The organism is Deltaproteobacteria bacterium GWC2_55_46 (assembly GCA_001595385.3).
Taxonomy (GTDB): Bacteria; Desulfobacterota; GWC2-55-46; order GWC2-55-46; family GWC2-55-46; genus UBA5799.
Genome location: LVEI03000001.1, coordinates 1,105,591 through 1,122,264, shown reverse-complemented (window position 1 = coordinate 1,122,264; position 16,674 = coordinate 1,105,591). Strand labels below are relative to the sequence as shown.

At 55.0% G+C, this 16,674-nt stretch carries 18 protein-coding genes; 13 read left to right on the top strand and 5 right to left on the bottom strand.

The annotated features are described in order from the left end of the window. The first annotated feature begins 1 nt into the window (after window position 1). Window positions 2-688 (top strand): hypothetical protein, encoded by a 687-nt coding sequence (locus A2V21_305265; GenBank protein OIJ73727.1) that lies wholly within the window; start codon window positions 2-4, stop codon window positions 686-688. On the opposite strand, the gene A2V21_305260 is transcribed toward A2V21_305265, so the two are convergent. The 4 genes from A2V21_305260 to A2V21_305245 all read right to left on the bottom strand — a co-directional run bounded on the left by A2V21_305260 (window position 675) and on the right by A2V21_305245 (window position 2,726). Continuing rightward, on the bottom strand, window positions 675-1,412 hold the full coding sequence (locus A2V21_305260; protein ID OIJ73726.1) for a bifunctional hydroxymethylpyrimidine kinase/phosphomethylpyrimidine kinase: 738 nt from the start codon (window positions 1,410-1,412) through the stop codon (window positions 675-677). The genes A2V21_305265 and A2V21_305260 overlap by 14 nt on opposite strands. Beyond that, on the bottom strand, window positions 1,409-2,020 hold the full coding sequence (locus A2V21_305255; GenBank protein ID OIJ73725.1) for a hypothetical protein: 612 nt from the start codon (window positions 2,018-2,020) through the stop codon (window positions 1,409-1,411). Before A2V21_305255 ends, A2V21_305260 begins: the two co-directional genes overlap by 4 nt. Before the next feature lie 149 nt (window positions 2,021-2,169). Beyond that, entirely contained in the window at window positions 2,170-2,448 is a 279-nt protein-coding gene (locus A2V21_305250) for a hypothetical protein (GenBank protein OIJ73724.1), read from the bottom strand. Then, a complete protein-coding gene (locus tag A2V21_305245; GenBank protein ID OIJ73723.1) occupies window positions 2,445-2,726 on the bottom strand; it encodes a hypothetical protein in 282 nt (93 codons plus the stop codon). The genes A2V21_305250 and A2V21_305245 overlap by 4 nt, the downstream gene beginning before the upstream one ends. A 141-nt stretch (window positions 2,727-2,867) precedes the next feature. Between A2V21_305245 and A2V21_305240 the strand changes: the two genes are divergently transcribed. The 7 genes from A2V21_305240 (at window position 2,868) to A2V21_305210 (ending at window position 8,410) form a co-directional block, all read left to right on the top strand. Continuing rightward, window positions 2,868-3,278 (top strand): hypothetical protein, encoded by a 411-nt coding sequence (locus A2V21_305240; protein OIJ73722.1) that lies wholly within the window; start codon window positions 2,868-2,870, stop codon window positions 3,276-3,278. Between the two features lie 210 nt (window positions 3,279-3,488). Then, window positions 3,489-4,061, top strand: a complete 573-nt coding sequence (locus A2V21_305235) for a hypothetical protein (GenBank protein ID OIJ73721.1) — start codon at window positions 3,489-3,491, stop codon at window positions 4,059-4,061. Beyond that, window positions 4,061-4,690, top strand: coding sequence for a hypothetical protein (locus tag A2V21_305230; GenBank protein ID OIJ73720.1), 630 nt, complete (start codon window positions 4,061-4,063; stop codon window positions 4,688-4,690). The genes A2V21_305235 and A2V21_305230 overlap by 1 nt, the downstream gene beginning before the upstream one ends. Continuing rightward, window positions 4,687-5,418 carry a 23S rRNA (guanosine(2251)-2'-O)-methyltransferase RlmB gene (locus tag A2V21_305225; protein OIJ73719.1) on the top strand — a complete coding sequence of 244 codons (732 nt, stop codon included), beginning with the start codon at window positions 4,687-4,689 and terminating at the stop codon, window positions 5,416-5,418. Before A2V21_305230 ends, A2V21_305225 begins: the two co-directional genes overlap by 4 nt. Before the next feature lie 62 nt (window positions 5,419-5,480). Further along, the gene (locus tag A2V21_305220; GenBank protein ID OIJ73718.1) at window positions 5,481-6,677 is read left to right on the top strand and encodes a threonine ammonia-lyase; all 1,197 of its coding nucleotides are present in this window, start codon (window positions 5,481-5,483) and stop codon (window positions 6,675-6,677) included. 136 nt (window positions 6,678-6,813) lie between these two features. Then, the gene (locus A2V21_305215) at window positions 6,814-7,533 is read left to right on the top strand and encodes a hypothetical protein (GenBank protein OIJ73717.1); all 720 of its coding nucleotides are present in this window, start codon (window positions 6,814-6,816) and stop codon (window positions 7,531-7,533) included. 193 nt (window positions 7,534-7,726) lie between these two features. Beyond that, on the top strand, window positions 7,727-8,410 hold the full coding sequence (locus tag A2V21_305210) for a hypothetical protein (protein ID OIJ73716.1): 684 nt from the start codon (window positions 7,727-7,729) through the stop codon (window positions 8,408-8,410). A gap of 88 nt (window positions 8,411-8,498) precedes the next feature. Here the strand turns inward: A2V21_305210 and A2V21_305205 are convergent, their stop codons facing one another. Beyond that, complete coding sequence (locus tag A2V21_305205; GenBank protein ID OIJ73715.1) at window positions 8,499-9,212, bottom strand: CAAX prenyl protease-related protein; 714 nt, start codon at window positions 9,210-9,212, stop codon at window positions 8,499-8,501. A 269-nt stretch (window positions 9,213-9,481) separates the two neighbouring features. Here A2V21_305205 and A2V21_305200 point away from each other — a divergent pair, with 269 nt between their 5' ends. From A2V21_305200 to A2V21_305180, 5 genes are all read left to right on the top strand, one after another. After that, window positions 9,482-10,489, top strand: a complete 1,008-nt coding sequence (locus A2V21_305200) for a hypothetical protein (GenBank protein OIJ73714.1) — start codon at window positions 9,482-9,484, stop codon at window positions 10,487-10,489. Beyond that, window positions 10,486-11,850, top strand: a complete 1,365-nt coding sequence (locus A2V21_305195) for a sigma-54-dependent Fis family transcriptional regulator (GenBank protein OIJ73713.1) — start codon at window positions 10,486-10,488, stop codon at window positions 11,848-11,850. Before A2V21_305200 ends, A2V21_305195 begins: the two co-directional genes overlap by 4 nt. 308 nt (window positions 11,851-12,158) lie before the next feature. Beyond that, on the top strand, window positions 12,159-12,536 hold the full coding sequence (locus tag A2V21_305190) for a hypothetical protein (protein OIJ73712.1): 378 nt from the start codon (window positions 12,159-12,161) through the stop codon (window positions 12,534-12,536). Then, entirely contained in the window at window positions 12,529-15,309 is a 2,781-nt protein-coding gene (locus tag A2V21_305185) for a hypothetical protein (protein ID OIJ73711.1), read from the top strand. Before A2V21_305190 ends, A2V21_305185 begins: the two co-directional genes overlap by 8 nt. 13 nt (window positions 15,310-15,322) lie before the next feature. Next, entirely contained in the window at window positions 15,323-16,672 is a 1,350-nt protein-coding gene (locus A2V21_305180; GenBank protein OIJ73710.1) for a glycosyl transferase, read from the top strand. The last annotated feature ends 2 nt before the right edge of the window (window positions 16,673-16,674 follow it).

Genomic DNA, 16,674 nt, shown 5'->3' with positions numbered 1-16,674 from the left:
GATGCGTGAGGGGGGCCAGACATCGGGGCACAGGAAGAGGCTTAAGGACCGGTTCGTGAAGTCCTCGCTGGAGGGCTTCCACGATTACGAGGTCCTTGAGCTCCTCCTCATGTACGCCATCCCCAGGCGGGACGTAAAGCCGCTTGCCAAAAAGCTCCTCTCAGAGTTCAAGGGGCTCAAGGGGGTCTTTGAGGCCGCTCCCGGCAGGCTTGAAGAGGTAAGCGGGCTTGGCGAGGCGAGCGCCCTTCTTTTCGCGCTCGTAAAGGAGGCGGCAGCCGCCTACCTGTCCGAAGAGCATCTTCCGGCGAGGGGGTCTGTGTGCTCCCCCGGCGATGCTGTCGGATGCTTGCGTCAAGCCGGGCATGGAGATGCCGAGGGGCTTTTCACCCTGTACCTCAATTCCAAGAACGAGGTGCTCGGAGTGGAGAAGGTAGAGCGCAATGATGCGGCCCTTTCGCCCAAGTCGATCATTCAGAAGGCATTCAGCCATAACGCCAGGTCTATAATACTGGTGAGCGCGAAGGCCGGGAAGGGAGCTGCAACAAAGGCCGAGAAGGCCTTTGCCCAGGAGCTTCAGGAGGCGGTCTCGTCGATAGATATATTATTGCACGACTACATCGTGGCAGGCTCAGACGGGAATTTTAGCGCCAGGGAGACCGGCTGGTTAAAGCGCGTTACCTACTCCTGAGCACTGTAGCAAGGTAGGCCTTGGCGTCAAGGACAGCCCTTTCGACGCCCTTGGCTTGAGCGAGTCCGGCGGCTATGGCCGCCGATAAGATGCACCCTGTCCCGTGAAACCTCTCGCTCCTTCCCTTGATCCTCTTGCCCTGGAAATATACGAACGACCTGCCGTTAAAGAGGAGGTCTACCGGCGCCCCCTTGAGGTGGCCGCCCTTGATGAGCGCGTATGCGGCGCCCATCGCGTGCAGTCTTTCGGCCGCCTCTTCCATCCCCTTAAGGTCGCTTATCTCTTTTATGCCCGTCAGCGCCTCTGCCTCCGGCAGGTTGGGCGTGACCAGCTTTACAAAAGGGAGGATCGAAGCAAGCTCCGTTACTCCTTTTTTGTCGAGCAGGGCCTTGCCGCTTGTTGAGCGGAGCACCGGGTCGAGGACAACTTTTTCGAGCCGGAGGCTTTTTATGAGGGCCCTTATCGTCCTGAGGTTCTCCGAGCTTCCGGTCATGCCTATCTTGACGGCGTCTATCCGGAACTCTTTTGCAAGGGTCCTTATCTGGCTTGCTAAAAAGTGCGCTGTCACAGGTTGGGTGGCGCTTACAATAGATGAGTTCTGGGCGGTCAGGGCCGCTACCGCTGAAAGGCCCTTTACGCCGTAGTCCTGGAAGGTCGCGAGGTCCCTTTGAAGGCCCGCGCCGCCAGAAGGGTCAGAGCCAGCTATGGTCAGGGCTGTCTTCATGGGATCGGGAGGCCGAAGAAGTAGGTGAAGACCGACTGGAAGAGGCCGATAAAGAAGCCCATTACCCCGCCGAGGTACTCGAGGTGCTTTAGTTCCCTGGCTATGAAATCGGTCAAGAGCCTCTCGAACCTCATGAGGTCGAGCTGGTCTATCTTCGTCACCAGGAGCTCCTTTACGTCTATGTGGTCGCGTACCTTTGCCGCGAGCGTCCCTTTTTTCCTGTCGAGATGGGTGACTATCTCGCGGGTGAGCATGAGCTTTATCTGGTTTTTGAGGTTCTCGGATACGAGGCCGACGACAGGGAGCTTTAAAAAGCGGGAGGAGAACCTGTGCTCAACGGCCTCCTCAACCGTCTTCTCTATCTCTTTTTCCCACTTGAGCCCTGAGAGCGCCCTTGCGAGGTCTTCGGAGGAGAGTAGCTCTTTTTCGATAGTCCGGGCGATCGACCTCGCTATCTCCTTCCTTCTCTTGGGGATGACCCCCTGTATGCGCCAGCCAAGCACCTCAAAGGGGACATGGGGCCTGAAAAGGAGCTTTATGGCCACGTAGTTCGTAAGCCAGCCTATGACGGCCCCTATGAATGGGGGCAGGAGAAGGCTAAGGTGCATCGATTACCTCGATAGGCTGCTGAAAAAGGCCAATCTGCGGCGTCGTCTTCAAAATTCGTCACTGCGGCTTTGAGCAGCCTGAACGTGATTTTGAGTTTTTCAGCAACAGGATAAGATATGGAAAGCTCTTTAAGAAAGGTTCTGGCAGGTTACGAGAGGAAGCCCTTTTTCGAGACCTCTTCCTCGAAGTACTTCTTGTAAAGGATGTCCCATTCCCTGCTCCCCTCCGGGACCTCCCTTGAAAGGGAGCGGATCTTGTTGCGAGCCGCCGAGTCGGCCTCGTCCTCGACCTTGAGGTACTCGGTCAGGACCTTTTTTATCTCGCTCAAGGCCTTGTCCTCGTCGGTAAAGTCCACGAGATCGTCTTTCCAGATGCCGTCGAAGAGAAGGTGCGCTATGTGCGTTATCCTGTCATCGGTGAGCCTCACAGCACCAGCCCCCTTTCCCTCGCGAGCTTCCCCTTTATCATGTTGAACATCTTCCTGTAGTCGATCTTCTGGGTGTCTATGGCCCCGGCGTGAGATTTAAGTATCTCCTCGACCTCCCTGTCGAGGTTGTCTTCGGCGCGGAGGTCGGCAAGGAATATCTCGACCATGCGCTCCAGGACCTTGCGTTCGTCGGCCTTAAATACCACAAGATCCCTTTCCTTGAGCCGGTCCATTGTCGTGCGGACGATCTTCTCGACCTGTTCCTTCGTGAGCTTCATAGATGCGAAAATAGCACATAATATGCAGGTTTGCAAGGGTGTTGACAGTATGGGTATTTTGGTCTATAAATTAACGGATGTACGTTCCGGCGTAGTTTTTTCGCCATATAAAAGCCTGCAAATCAGAAGAAGGGGGAATATATAATGAAAGTCGTTAAAAGCTGGTACTTCAGGCACATAGCGGCCGCTCTCGCGCTTACCATGTTCATGTTCGGCGCGGTCCCGGCAAAGAGCATGGCCTATGTGGTAGGGTCCGATGCGGTTGTCGCCCAGGCAGCCGAACATTCGAGAGAGGCCGATATCGCCAGGATCCAGAGGGTGCTTGAGAGCAAGCTCGTCTCCGACAGGCTTAATCAGGCCGGGCTTACTCAGTCAGAGATAGACGCGAAGATAAGCAAGCTTTCCGACCAGGAGGTCCATTCCTTCGCCTCCCAGCTTGAAAGCCTCAATCCGGGCGGGGACGGCTTCGGGGTGGTGATAGCGCTCCTTGTCATAGTCATACTCGTAATGGTGATACTCAAGCTCGCCGACAGGAAGATAATCATTAGATAGGCTTACCCACGAGGCCCGGGGTGGGAAGCCCCGGGCCTTTTTCTTTTTAACAGGCTGCTTAAAAAGTCCATCTGCCTCGTTGTCTTCGTCGCTGGCTACTACGACGTACATGATGAGTATGCCTCATTCATCAAACGGCGAGAATCGCCTCGCATATGGAGCTTTTTCGAGCAGTCTGAACAAAATATGAACCTGTTAAGCGATTAAAAAATGTCTTTCTTAAGGGCTTTTATTTTTTTTATTTTGTTTCTCTCGTTTGTCGGGTGCGCCGTTACCACCGACAGGCAGGCGGTGCTCGCGTCATTGAGAGGGGACGCGAAGGGAGGGGCGATTATCGAAGGGGTGCCCTTTTTCTCTCAGGACGAGTATATGTGCGGCCCAGCTGCCCTCGCGGGTGTCATGGCCTTCTACGGCTCAGAGGATACGATGGACGATGTGGGCAGAGCCGTCTACAATGAAAAGCTAAGGGGCACACTGCCCATAGACCTGCTTGCCTACGCCAAGGAAAAGGGCTTTGATGCGAGCTTTTACAAGGGTAGCTTGGGCGACCTGCAGGCCAGGCTTAAAGATGGCTCGCCCTTGATCCTCTTTCTTAACCTCGGGTATGACTTCTACCCGGTCGGCCATTACATAGTGGCCACAGGGATAAGCGAACGGGCAAGGGTAGTCGTCGCCCACTCCGGGACTGAACAGGATAAGGTATACTCATTCATTGAGCTTAAGAAGGCATGGTCAAAGACAGGCTACGCTACACTTGCCGTCAGGCCCAAGGGGATGAAGTGATGAAAAGACTGACCCTGTTTTTTATTTTAAGCGTCATCCTCTCCTCCTGCGGGGTAATAAAGGTCGCGGGGCCCGACCCGCTTTCATTAAACGAGCACATGAGGCTGGGGGCCATCTACGAGTCTCAGGGCAAGTATGACCTCGCTTTACGCGAGTACGACAGCGCCAAATCAATAGATACGAAAGAGGCGAACGTCTACTTCGCCATCGGGAATGTTTATCTCAGGATGAAGGAGTACCCAAAGGCGGAAAAAAGCTATGGTAGGGCGATAGAGCTAAGGGAAGCGCCTGAGTTCTACAACAACCTGGGCTGGCTCCTGATGGAAAAGGGCGATATGGAGGGGGCGCGCTCTATGGTTGAGAAGGCGGTAAGGATGTCGGGCGAAGGCGGCTACAGCTACCTCGACACTCTCGGCGTTATCCAGTTGAGGGCAGGGGAGTACGAGGCGGCTGAGGGGAGCTTCCTTAAGGCCGCGGACGCCGTGCCTGCCGGGCGCCCTGGGGCGCTTGCAGAGATATATTCTCACTTAGGCGAGCTTTATGAAAAAAGCGGCAAGCTCGAGAAGGCTTCTGTCATAGAAGAGAAGCTCAAGGCGATAAAAGCGCCGGAGTGGAAAGAAGGGCTGTGAGGACAGTTTACGGGATAAACCCGGTCCTGGAGGCTTTAAAGGCCGCATCTGCCATAGACAGGATCCTGTTGGCCGAGGGCAGGACAGGCAAGGCCGCTTTGGATATAATCAGGCACGCGCGCCAGAGAAATATCGAAGTCGCGAGGATGCCCGAGGAAGAGATAAGAAGGCTTGCGGGCACCGACAGGCACCAGGGTGTGGCCGCGCTGATCCATGAAGAGTTCAAATACTACGATATAGAGGACCTCATCTCCTTCTGGAAGGAGAGTAAAGAACAGGCATTCTTCCTCATACTCGATTCTATCCAGGACCCGCAGAACCTGGGCTCGCTTATCCGCACCGCCAACGCAGCCGGTCTCCACGGCGTCATAATCCCGAAGGACAGGGCGAGCGAGGTGACGCCAACCGTTGTTAAGGCCTCAGCCGGGGCTACCGAGCATACGAGGATAGCAAGAGAGGTGAACCTCGTACGCGCGATAGAGAAGCTCAAGGAGGAGGGGGTCTGGACCGTGGCTGTAGAGGCCGGGTGCCGGGATACGGTCTACACCGCCGATCTCGACAGGGACTTATGCGTAGTCATAGGGAGCGAGGGCAAGGGCATAAGGAGGCTTGTTCGCGAGAGCTGTGATTTCTGCGTATCGATCCCCATGCGCGGGCAGGTGAACTCTTTGAACGCGGCGCAGGCCGGGGCTGTGGCGATCTTTGAGGCGTTGCGGCAGAGGCTTTAGGGCAGCCTGGATATAATCGGAGTTCTTCACGGTTGCCAAAACCGGCAGCTCAACGGGGGCTTATGATAGAGCTTATAAAGGAGGCCGCCCAAAGGATAAAAGGCATAGTAAGTAACACCCCCGTAATATTCTCTTCCAGCCTCTCCCAACTCTTCGGCTTTGAATGCTTCCTTAAATTGGAGAACTTCCAGAAGACCGGCTCGTTCAAGGCCAGGGGGGCGTACTTCAAGATCTCGTCACTAACGGACGCGGAAAAGTCCACCGGGGTCATAACCGCCTCGTCAGGCAACCACGCGCAGGGGGTGGCCTGGGCATCTACGCTTCTCGGGGTAAGGTCCCTCATAGTCATGCCTGAGACGACGCCCATCGTGAAGTTCGTAGCCACAAAGGGCTACGGCGGCGAGGTCGTATTCCATGGCAGGAATTTTTTCGAATCATACAGATACGCAAAAGACCTTGCCAGAGAAAAGGGGCTCTTCTTCATCCACCCATTCGACGACTACCAGGTCATGGCAGGGCAGGGGACGATAGGCCTGGAGATACTCGCGGCCGTGCCCCAGGCAGATACCGTCGTCGTCCCCGTGGGCGGCGGCGGGCTCATCTCTGGCATAGCGACGGCCTTGAAGGAAACACGCGGTGGAATAACCGTGGTCGGGGTCGAGGCCGCGGCGTCAAGCTCGTGCGTCGAGTCGATAAAAAGGGGCGCGCCGAGCGTGGTAGAGCAGAGGCCGACCATAGCCGACGGCATAGCGGTAAAGCGAGTCGGGGAGAAGACATTCGAGGTAATAAAAAGATATGTCGACAGGGTGGTCGACGTCGGCGAGGACTCTATCGCGGGGGCGATAGTAAAGCTCCTTGAAAGGAAAAAGCTCATAGTCGAAGGGGCAGGGGCGGTGCCTGTGGCAGCAGCGATGGAAGGCAAGCTCCCCGGATCGACCCGTAAGGCGGTATTTGTCTTAAGCGGCGGCAACATAGACGTAACCACCCTTGACAGGGTGATAAGGCTGGGCCTGCTGCGAGAGGGCAGGATCTTGAAGATAACGACCATCATACCCGATGAGCCGGGGTCTTTAGCGCGCCTCACCGCCGAGATAGCCGCGCTCAAGGCCAATATACTCCATGTGATACACCAGAGGGAGGCGGTAGATGTGTCTGTAGGCTCTATAAGGCTTGAGATAATACTCGAGGTTGAGGGGCACGAGCATTCGGAGAGGATACTTAAGGCGCTCGGCGAGAAGGGCTATGTGGTGGGGGGATAGGGGCCGCCTTTTTTGTGTGTGCTTTTGCGGGTTCGGGGATAAAACCTTGACCCGCTTTTATTTTGCGGGTGAACCAGCATAGTTCAACTTCTCTGTTATACTTTTAACAAACAACCTGCAAAAGGGGGGCTGGGCTATGAAAAGGCTTTTGGCTGTAGCCGCGTTTTCTGTGCTGGGTCTTTCCTCTAACGCGTACTCGCAGCCGGTAAACCTTGGTTTTGAGACGGGCGATACATCGGGCTGGGTTGAAGATGGCGCAATTGATGTAGTGACAAGTTGGACTGGGCCGACAGACGAAGGGGGGTACGAGCGTCCCGATATAGTCACTTATACCCCGGTGGATGGAAATTATTTTGCGATACTTACAACGGTAGCTGGTGATTTCACAACCCTCTCCCAAAGTTTTTCTTTAAACGAAGGGGAGACGGTCGAAGGCTGGGCTACTTTCTGTTGCGGTGATGAGGTATATTTTCCGTATTCCGCCATTGATGCAAGTGATTACAACGACTATGCCTTGATAAGCGTCTTGAATGGCGAGGGCGATGTCGTGGCTGAGCCCTGGTACGCCGACTCATTTGATCTGGGCTACAAGATAACCACTCCCGAAGGAGAATATACCGGCGAGGAGGTCGATCTTGGGCCCCTTCCGTGGGAACACTGGAGCTGGACAGCATCAGCTACGGGTACTTATACCCTGCAATACCAGGTAAAGAATGCTGGTGATGGTGAAACCAATAGCTATGCTTTTTTCGATGACCCTCCAACGGCCGTCCCTGAGCCCTCGGTCATAGCCTTGTTAGGGATAGGTCTCGCTGGGGTTATGGTCACGCGTATCAGGCGTGAAGGCCTCATTTAGGACGGAGTAATACTTTAATTGCCGGTCCAGGCTCAAGGCCTGGACCGGCGACACCCTTATCCCGTGGCCGCTCTCATCCTGATTTCCTTTGCGGCAAGTAGATGAATATGATAGTATTTTTCCCGCAGGCATGATACGCCTGCCCTCACTCACTCAGCGGATTCTCACTAACCCTATACAGGGCGGCGTTCCTATGTTCACATTCAAGCGGGTAGAGACTGAAGACGAGCTGAAGGAGGTTTTCAAGCTCCGGTACCAGGTCTACTGCCTCGAATGCGGGTTTGAGTCGACCGCGGACCACCCCTCGGGGACGGAAAGGGACGAGTACGACGAGCACTCGGTGCACTTCATAGCCAAGGACAGGCATGACAACATAGTCGGGACGGTAAGGCTAATAAAGTCGTCAGAGCTCGGCTTTCCCATCGAGAAACACTGCAAGACCAGGCTCGATACCTCTCAAGTCCCAAAAGACAGCGCTGTAGAGGTCTCGCGGCTCGCGATAAGCAAGCTCTACAGGAGAAGGGCTGGCGACGACCTGTACGGCGCCAGCGGCTCTACCGTGGACGAGTCCTCGTCAGCGGGCCACAGCCAGCGCCGCCGTCCAGAGATAGTGCTCGGGCTTTACAAGGCCATGTACAGGGAGAGCAAGTGGCTGGGCGTGGTCAATTGGTATGCTGTAATGGAAAAGAGCCTCTTTCAGCTCCTGAAGGTCTCCGGCGTGGTCTTCAACCAGATCGGGGACGTCACGGAGTATCACGGCAACAGGATCCCCTATATAGCCAGGATAAGCAATATCGAGCGCCAGATAGCCCAGCGCAAACCAGAGCTCTTCCATTTCTTCACTGATTGGGAGAGGGACAGCACCTACAGTATCTGAATCTGTGGGATCATGATACCGGCCTTAAAATCCGCCGCCTGAAGATCCCGCGAAAATCCCCGTGGACCGTAGTCGATACTAAAGCGGATCACCAGAACTGCCAGCTCCCGGTCATCATAACGTAGATGCCCAGGGCGAGATTCGTTGTCGAGTGGGCGATTACGCACTGCGCTATGCTCCGGGTCCTGAAGAGGAGCAGGTTATAGGCGGCCCCTGCCATCAATCCCGCGGCTACCATGTTATGCTCGAGGCCGAAAAGTACAGTGATCGCCAGAAAGGGCGTAAGCGCCCAGGCCCCGATCGCCACGCCCCTGAAGTCCGGGTTCGCGATGTACCTTAGAAGAAAAGACCTCCAGAATATCTCTTCCATCACGGGTACGAGTACAGACGCTCCGAAAAGCCTGGTCGCGATGTACAGGGCTCTGTTGGTATCATTTTCGATGGAGCCTGGATCGAAGGCTTCCGCCGGGCCGAACCTCGCGAAGCCCCAATCCATGTTTATCCAGAGTATGAATATGGCCAGTCCGGCCAGTATGCTCTGCGCGGTCATGGCCGGACGCAGGAGGTCGCGAAAGCATAGCTCGTCGTAATCTTTCCGGAAGTACAGGAGCGCCAGGCCGGCCGCGACGATCTTCATGGGATAAAAATAGACGGCAGCGCCTGTACCGATGGATAGCCCGAGGTAGGGGGAAAGATAACGTAGTCCTTCCTCGGCGCCGATAAGGGCCATGAAAAGGGCGAAGGGAAGGACGCGGACAAGGATATCTCTTCTCAGCGGGCAACCTTTCTGTTGCTGAAAAATTCAGAAAGCGGAAAAATTCAGGAAAATGTATAATGCGATTGCTTATTTCGCAGGGCCGTCTCCGGCTAAATACATGTAAAATTAAATATTTTTCAGAATCGTCCGAAAAAGATTTATCATAATAGCGCAGTTGAATGCAAGCTGGTTTCACGGTCCGGTTCTGGACTGTGAACAGGTTTTGCCGGCGGTCCGGGTAGATCCGATATAATGTGGGTGATTTCAAACCATCTTTTACGCAGGGGCGGTTATTTCACAGGGGATGATCTGAGATGGAGAAAAGCTTTAAATTCGGGACCGATTCCAGGCTCATAGTGAACGTCTGGAACCAGGATGCCGTACAGGCTACCGGCATAGCCGCAGGCAACGCCCTGGGCAAGAAGTATTATATGGTGCTGCCCAGGATATTCGTTGATAACAGGGACGCTCTTGTAAAGGTGCTGAGGACCGCCCGCCCCGTTGCCATCAAGGGGCATTACTTCAACTCCGTCCTTGGACAGGTCAAGTCCGACGTCGAGATAAGCCCGATCATGGATAAGCGGCACAGGGCAGGCGGGGCAGAGGTCCAGATACGGACATATCCCGCCAGGCCCGAGAGCGCGACGACCGGCATCCAGAGCCTCATTGATACCGGCAGGACGGCGACCGCGTTTGTGCATAGCGTCAGAAACCCGCTAAACGCCATAATGGGCGCGGTCGTCTATTTGAGGGGAAGGTATCCTCAGGAAAGTACCCTGAAGGAGTTTACGGATATTATCGAGCTTGAGGCAAAACGGCTCAACGATTTCATCTCAAGGTTTTTGAGCTCCTCGGTATCTGAAGCCGAGATATCAGAGGTGGATGTAAACGACATCATAAAGAAGATAGAGATGCTGACGGCCCTGCAGGCCGCTTCCAGGGATATCAGGTTCACCTATTCGTACGGGGACGTCCCTCCGGCGCAGGCCAACTCCTTCCAGATAGAGCATGCCATACTCAACATCGTGAATAACGCGATAGAGGTATTGAAGGCAGGAGATGGGTTCAGCGTAAAGACATCTGTTGACAATGATAACGGCAACTGCATGGTCGTAATCGAGATATCTGATACCGGCCCCGGCTTGCAGCTCTTTGGCGAGGACGTCCTTGTATTCCCGAAAAAGGGCGAAGGCAAGGGCTTCGGCCTCCTCCTTACGCGGGAGCTGGTAAGGCAGAACGGCGGGCGCATGGACATAAAAAGCGGCAAGGGGGGCACCCTCGTGCGCCTGTACATCCCCGCGGCTGATGGTTTTGCCGGATGAATTCAACTGTAAGAGCGAAGATAGCGATAATAGACGACGAGCCAAACGCCGTAAAGGTCCTCTCGGCCATCCTCGCGGAGGAAGGCTATCATATATTGAGCGCGATGACAGCCGAGCAGGGCATCGAGCTCATGGATTCAGAGGACCTCGACGCTGTCATAACCGATATAAAGCTGCCGGGGAAAAACGGCATGCAGCTCTTCGAGTACGCTTCCGAGAGGCACCCGGACGTGCCGGTCATCTTCCTTACCGCTTACGGCAGCGTCGATTCGGCTGTCCAGGCCATGACCAGGGGCGCGTTCTATTATTTCATCAAGCCGCCGGACTACCTTAAGCTAAAAGGCATACTCGCCAGGGCCCTTGAGCAGAGGCGCCTTAAGCGCGAGGTCGACACGCTTCGGAAAAGGCTCTCCTCCGAGCATATCCAGCACTTCATCATTGGCACCACGCACGAGATGCGAAAAATAGTCGAGATGATCGAGTCTGTAAAGAACACCGCTTCGAGCGTGCTGATAACCGGCGAGACAGGCACCGGCAAGGAGCTCATCGCCAAGACGCTTCATTATACGAGCTCGCGGCGCGAGAATCCCTTCGTGGCGGTGAACTGCGCCGCGTTCCCGCGAGAGCTGATGGAGGCGGAGTTCTTCGGCTACCAGAAAGGCTCTTTCACGGGCGCGCTCTCCACAAGGATCGGGAGGTTCGAAGAGGCCGAAGGCGGCACGCTCTTCCTCGATGAAATAGGGGAGCTGGAGCTTCAGCTCCAGGCGAAACTTCTGAGGGTGCTCCAGGAGCGCGAGATGGAGAGGCTCGGGAGCAGCAAGAAGATAAAGGTAAACTTCCGGCTCATATGCTCTACCAACAGGGACCTGAAGGCAGAGGTCGAGCATGGCACGTTCAGAAGGGACCTCTTCTACAGGATAAACGTCGTGCAGCTTACGGTGCCGCCGCTGAGGGAGAGGAGGGCCGACCTGCCGCTCATATTGTCCGAGTTCCTCAGCGAGGTATGCCTGAGGGAGAAAAAGCTCCTCACGATATCCGACGACGTCATGAGGATCTTCGAGGGCTATCCATGGCCCGGCAACATAAGGCAGCTCAAAAACGTAGTTGAACGGGCCGTGGTCCTCGCGAAAAAAGACAGGATAACGATCAAAGAGCTCCCGGAGGAATTCCTGCTCGGCACACGGTCCGCTGGAAGCGCCCCACGGCGCCACTCATCTGCCCTGACCCTCAAGGAGATGGCACTTGATGCTGTAACAAAGACACTGCAGGAGTGCAAAGGCAACAAATCAAAGGCCGCGAAGATGCTCGGTATCTCCAGAAAGGCCTTCTACAAGAGGCTTAAAGAGGCTGAACTGGCTTGATGTATCCAATGGAAACACTTAAGCCCTAATTGCGGGATTTAAAAGGAAAATTGAAAGTGTATCGAAAAGATACAAACATACCCCAATTAAAACGCTATCTTGGCAGAAAGTGTTTCTTTTGGAAACAGTGCTCTCATCCAAAGGTATGATTTCAGTCTAATCTGAAAAGCCTACTCCATCCTTAAGTCACCACTCCTTTTCTGAAAATCCTTATTAAAATCAAAACCCTCCACCGATGGGTACGTATCATGTCTTTTGACCTGGACTCTCCCAGGAAGCTGGGCATGAAACTTGCAATTCTGACTGGCATGTTCAAGAAGCGCATTCTCATCATCGATGACGCCGGTTTCTCGAAAGTCTGCTCGGCAATCCTGGGGTCCGAGGGGTTTGGAACAGAGGTCCTGGCCAATGAAATGGGGGAGCTCGCGAAGAAGCTCGACCAGAACGAGTTCGGCCTGGTCATCACGAGCTACCCGTACGGGAACGTCCTTCTGGAGGAGCTGAAGAAAAGGGCGGTCCCGCTCATGATCCTGGCCACGCACATAGACACGGAACTGATGAGCGTCCTTGACAACAAGACCACCTACTGCATGCTCAAGCCCCTTAATTATCAGAAGTTCACGCTCGTAATAAAACAGGTGATGGCCGGAGATTACGACGTAAAAGGAGAATATAACATTGTTTAAGGGAAGGTTTTTCGCCTCGGTCTCTTTTCTTTTGTTCATGACGCTCGTGACCGCGTGCGGCAACGCGGGCAAACAGAAGGAGGAGCTCCTCAAGGAAGGCACAAAGCTGATGGAGGAGAAGAACTCGAGGGGCGCGGTCGTATATTTCAAGAACGCGCTGGAGCAGGACCCGAACTATTTTGAGGCGCGCTTCCAGCTCGCCAAGGCCTATTACAGCCTCGCCAACTTCGATTCCGCGGAAAAGGAGCTTCAGAAAGTAATCAGGCAGAACCCCTCCCTCAAGGAGGCCAGGATAGAGCTCGCGAAGGTATACGTACAGAAGAACAGGCCGGATGAAGCCCTCAGCGAGATAAAGGACCTCATCTCGGACGGCTCGACGGACGCGGACGCGTTCGAGGCCGCTGGCCTGGCAGAGGCGTCAAAAGCGGAATACGACAGGGCCGTAGACCATATGAAAAATGCCCTGTCCCTCAACGGCCAGAGGTCAGAGACCGAGCTGCTGCTCTCAAAGGTATACATGGCCATGGGCAGGCAGGAAGAGGCGAAGGCCGGCGTCGATAAGGTGCTGGCGAAAGAGCCAGGCAACAGGAACGCCCTTTACATGCTGGCCGAAGTGTACGGCAGCAAAGGAGACTACGACGGGGCGGTAAGGAGCCTGGACCAGGTACTTAAAGGCAACCCTGACGACCTTCAGGCGCTTTACAGGAAGGGCTCGATCTTGCTGGACACGGGCAGGCATGACGAAGCGGTACAATTGAGCGGGAAGCTCATCGAAAAATACCCTAACAGGCCGGAAGGTTACCTTATCAAGGGGGTCGCGTTCAGCTATAAGAAAAACCTGGATGACTCTATTACGCTTCTGCAGAAGGCTTCAACCCTCGGAGCGAGCCCGCTTACGCTCTATTTCCTCGGCCAGGCCCATTACCAGAGGGGCCAGCTCGAACAGGCCACCAGCCAGTTCCAGAAATCGCTCGACCTGGAGCCCTCTTATGTGCCGCCGAGGGTCATGCTCTCGATGGTGCTGCTGATACAGGGCAGGGTTGACGACGCGATAAACGAAGCCGGAAAGGCTTTGGAGACCGACCCGCAAAACGCCCTCGCCCACAATGTGCTCGGTAGCGCCTACATGGCGAAGAATATGCACGAGCAGGGAATAGCCGAGCTCAATAAGGCCATAGACCTCGACCCCAAGCTTGTTGACGCGCATCTTAAAAAGGGCATGTATAGCCTCTCGAAGGGCAGGAGCAGGGACGCGGAGGCCAATTTCAGGAGCGCGGTAGAGATCGCCCCTGAACAGTTGAACTCCAGGCTCATCCTCGTAAATCATTATATAAAGCACAATGATCTCGCGAAGGCGAAAGAGACCATCTCGAAAGGCCTTTCGGGCGGGAAGGCGGACGCTGTCCTGCATACAGTGATGGCTGAAGTACTGCTCCGGGAGAACAAGCCCGGAGAAGCCATAAAGATACTGGAGAAGGCAAAGCAGCTCAACCCGGAGCTGCCGGCCCCGCACTTCGCGCTCGCCACCATCTATTCCTTTTCAGGCGCTTCTGAAAAAGTAGTCGAGGAGCTCAAGGCCTTCGTATCGAAGGCCCCCAAGGACCCAAAGGCCATGGTCATGCTCGCCTCTGTCCTTGAGGCCACCGGTAAAAGGGACGAGGCCGCCTCCTATTTGAAGATGGCCTCAGAGATCGGCACCAGGCAGGCCTATATGGAGCTTTCGAACCATTACCTGGGCAAAAAGGAATTTGGCGCCGTCATCGATTATCTGGACAAGATACTTAAGACAGAGCCTTCGAACCCTGCCGTACTCGAGATGAAAGGCAAGGCGCTCATGACGGAAAAGAGATTCGATGAGGCGATCAAGGTCTTTGAAGAGATAGAGAAGAAGGCCCCGAAGGCGGGCTTTGCCCTCATAGTAAATACGTATCTTGCCATGAAGAAACCCGAGGACGCCTTGAACAAGATCAAAAAGGAGCTTGCGAGGGAACCGGGGAACCCGGTCCTTATGGCGGAGACTGCCCGCATATACGCGACAATGGGCAAGCTGGATGCCGCCGAGTCCGCCGCGAGGGATGTGATAAAGGACAGGCCTGGCAGCCCCATCGGGTACATCGCCATGTCCATAGTGCAACAGTCATCTGGTGACGTGAGCAAGGCTGTAGGAAGCCTTAAGAAGGCCGTAAGCCTTTCAGGAAAGGACATCACGCCGTATATCATGCTGGGGTCTGTCCATGTCAGGGCAAGGGATTTTAAATCGGCTCTACAGGTATACAGGGACGCCGAGAAGGTCAGCCCGAATAACCCCCAGGTCATCTTTCAGGCGGCTTCGATCCTTGAATTGACCGGCAAAAAGGCGCAGGCAGCGACCGAATATCAGAGGATCCTCAGGATAGCGCCAAACCATGTGCCAGCTCTCAATAACCTCGCGTACTACTATGCCGACCAGGGTGGGAATACGCAGGCTGCCATACAGCTTGCGGCCAGGGCCTACGTGCTTGCGCCGAAAGACCCGAGCATCCTCGACACCCTCGGCTATATATTGACCAAGAGCGGGAAGTATGACCAGGCCATCACGGCGCTAAAAAGGTCTTCCGACCTGCTGCCGGACAATCCCTCCGTATTGTATCATCTCGCCCTCGCCCAGAAGGGTAAGGGCCTGGACAGGGAGGCGGCGTTGACGATTGAAAAGGCGCTGGCTAAAGGAGAATTCCCTGAGGCCCAGAGCGCAAGGCAGATTTTGAAGAAAATAAAAGAACCCGTAAGAAGGTAAAAAGGTAAAAACGATGGGAAAGGTCTCCATACTCATTCTCTTTGATCTGTTGATGGCCTGCCTCGCGGTCTATACGGGGTGGTTCATACGCTTCGGGACCTCGCTTGAGGCAAGCTCTCTTTTTGGGCTCGGCGCTCTCTTTTTCGCGGCTGTCCTCATAGTCTCATCATTTCTCTGCGAGCTCTATAACCTGGAGAAAAACGCTGGAAAAAAAGAAATTTCTGCCAAGGTGATCGTCTCGATGGCGTTGTCCTTTTTCATATTGGCGACCGCCTATTATCTTATTCCGCAGCTTATGATCGGCAGGGGCGTGCTCGCGCTTTCGCTCGGGTCGTTTGCGGTATATCAGTTCCTGGGGCATCTCGCGTTCCGGATATCGTCGAGCCTTCCGACCTTCGCGAAAAGGGTGCTTATACTCGGGACAGGGCCGCTTGCGAATAAAATGGGCTCGGTCATGAACGGCATGAGCCATAATTACGTGCTGGCCGGCTACGTGAACTGCACCAACGAGACCGTGCTGGTGCCGCTGCATTCCATAATCGGCAGTGGCGAGGGGCTCGCCGAGACCGTCCAGAAGGAAAAGGCCCACAAGATAGTGGTATCCCTTTCAGAGCGGCGCGGCTCTTTCCCGCTCCGCGACGTGCTGGACTGCAAGCTCGGCGGAATAGAAGTGATGGACGCGCCCTCTTTTTACGAGCAGGTAACGGGCAAGCTCCTTATAGAGAACATCACCCCGAGCTGGTTCATATTCTCTGACGGCTTCAGGATCACCCATTCGAAGATGCTCCTTAAGCGCGTCTTCGACATGTTTACGTCGGTCGCGGCGCTGCTTGTCGCCCTGCCGATGATTCCATTCATAGTGCTCGCGGTGAAGGCCGATTCGCCAGGCCCGGTCCTCTTCAGGCAGATAAGGGTCGGCCAGAAGGGGAAGAAGTTCGCCCTCTATAAATTCAGGACCATGCGAAATGACGCCGAGGCCGAAACAGGCGCCGTCTGGAGCCAGGAGAACGACCCGAGGGTTACGCGCATCGGCAGGTGGCTTCGCAAATCGAGGCTCGACGAGATACCACAGCTCTACAACGTGCTCAGGGGCGACATGAGCCTGGTCGGGCCAAGGCCCGAGAGGCCGGAATTCATAAGCCAGCTCAGCGAGGCCATCCCGTTTTACACGGAGCGCCACTACGTGAAGCCGGGCATAACGGGCTGGGCGCAGATAAAGTACCCTTACGGCGCCTCTGTCGACGATTCGCTCGAGAAGCTCAGATACGACCTTTTCTACATAAAACACCTCTCCCCCCTTCTGGACATCTTCATATTGGTCGAGACCGCAAAGGTCATGTTGTTCGGAAGAGGCGGGAGATAGAG

Excerpts from the sequence above, each read along its gene's own strand:
- A2V21_305180 (OIJ73710.1), top strand. The coding sequence starts at position 15,323 with ATGGGAAAGGTCTCCATACTCATTCTCTTTGATCTGTTGATGGCCTGC.
- A2V21_305265 (OIJ73727.1), top strand. The coding sequence starts at position 2 with ATGCGTGAGGGGGGCCAGACATCGGGGCACAGGAAGAGGCTTAAGGAC.
- A2V21_305200 (OIJ73714.1), top strand. The coding sequence starts at position 9,482 with ATGGAGAAAAGCTTTAAATTCGGGACCGATTCCAGGCTCATAGTGAAC.
- A2V21_305215 (OIJ73717.1), top strand. The coding sequence starts at position 6,814 with ATGAAAAGGCTTTTGGCTGTAGCCGCGTTTTCTGTGCTGGGTCTTTCC.
- A2V21_305190 (OIJ73712.1), top strand. The coding sequence starts at position 12,159 with ATGTTCAAGAAGCGCATTCTCATCATCGATGACGCCGGTTTCTCGAAA.
- A2V21_305245 (OIJ73723.1), bottom strand. The coding sequence starts at position 2,726 with ATGAAGCTCACGAAGGAACAGGTCGAGAAGATCGTCCGCACGACAATG.
- A2V21_305220 (OIJ73718.1), top strand. The coding sequence starts at position 5,481 with ATGATAGAGCTTATAAAGGAGGCCGCCCAAAGGATAAAAGGCATAGTA.
- A2V21_305230 (OIJ73720.1), top strand. The coding sequence starts at position 4,061 with ATGAAAAGACTGACCCTGTTTTTTATTTTAAGCGTCATCCTCTCCTCC.
- A2V21_305195 (OIJ73713.1), top strand. The coding sequence starts at position 10,486 with ATGAATTCAACTGTAAGAGCGAAGATAGCGATAATAGACGACGAGCCA.
- A2V21_305260 (OIJ73726.1), bottom strand. The coding sequence starts at position 1,412 with ATGAAGACAGCCCTGACCATAGCTGGCTCTGACCCTTCTGGCGGCGCG.
- A2V21_305210 (OIJ73716.1), top strand. The coding sequence starts at position 7,727 with ATGTTCACATTCAAGCGGGTAGAGACTGAAGACGAGCTGAAGGAGGTT.
- A2V21_305255 (OIJ73725.1), bottom strand. The coding sequence starts at position 2,020 with ATGCACCTTAGCCTTCTCCTGCCCCCATTCATAGGGGCCGTCATAGGC.
- A2V21_305235 (OIJ73721.1), top strand. The coding sequence starts at position 3,489 with ATGTCTTTCTTAAGGGCTTTTATTTTTTTTATTTTGTTTCTCTCGTTT.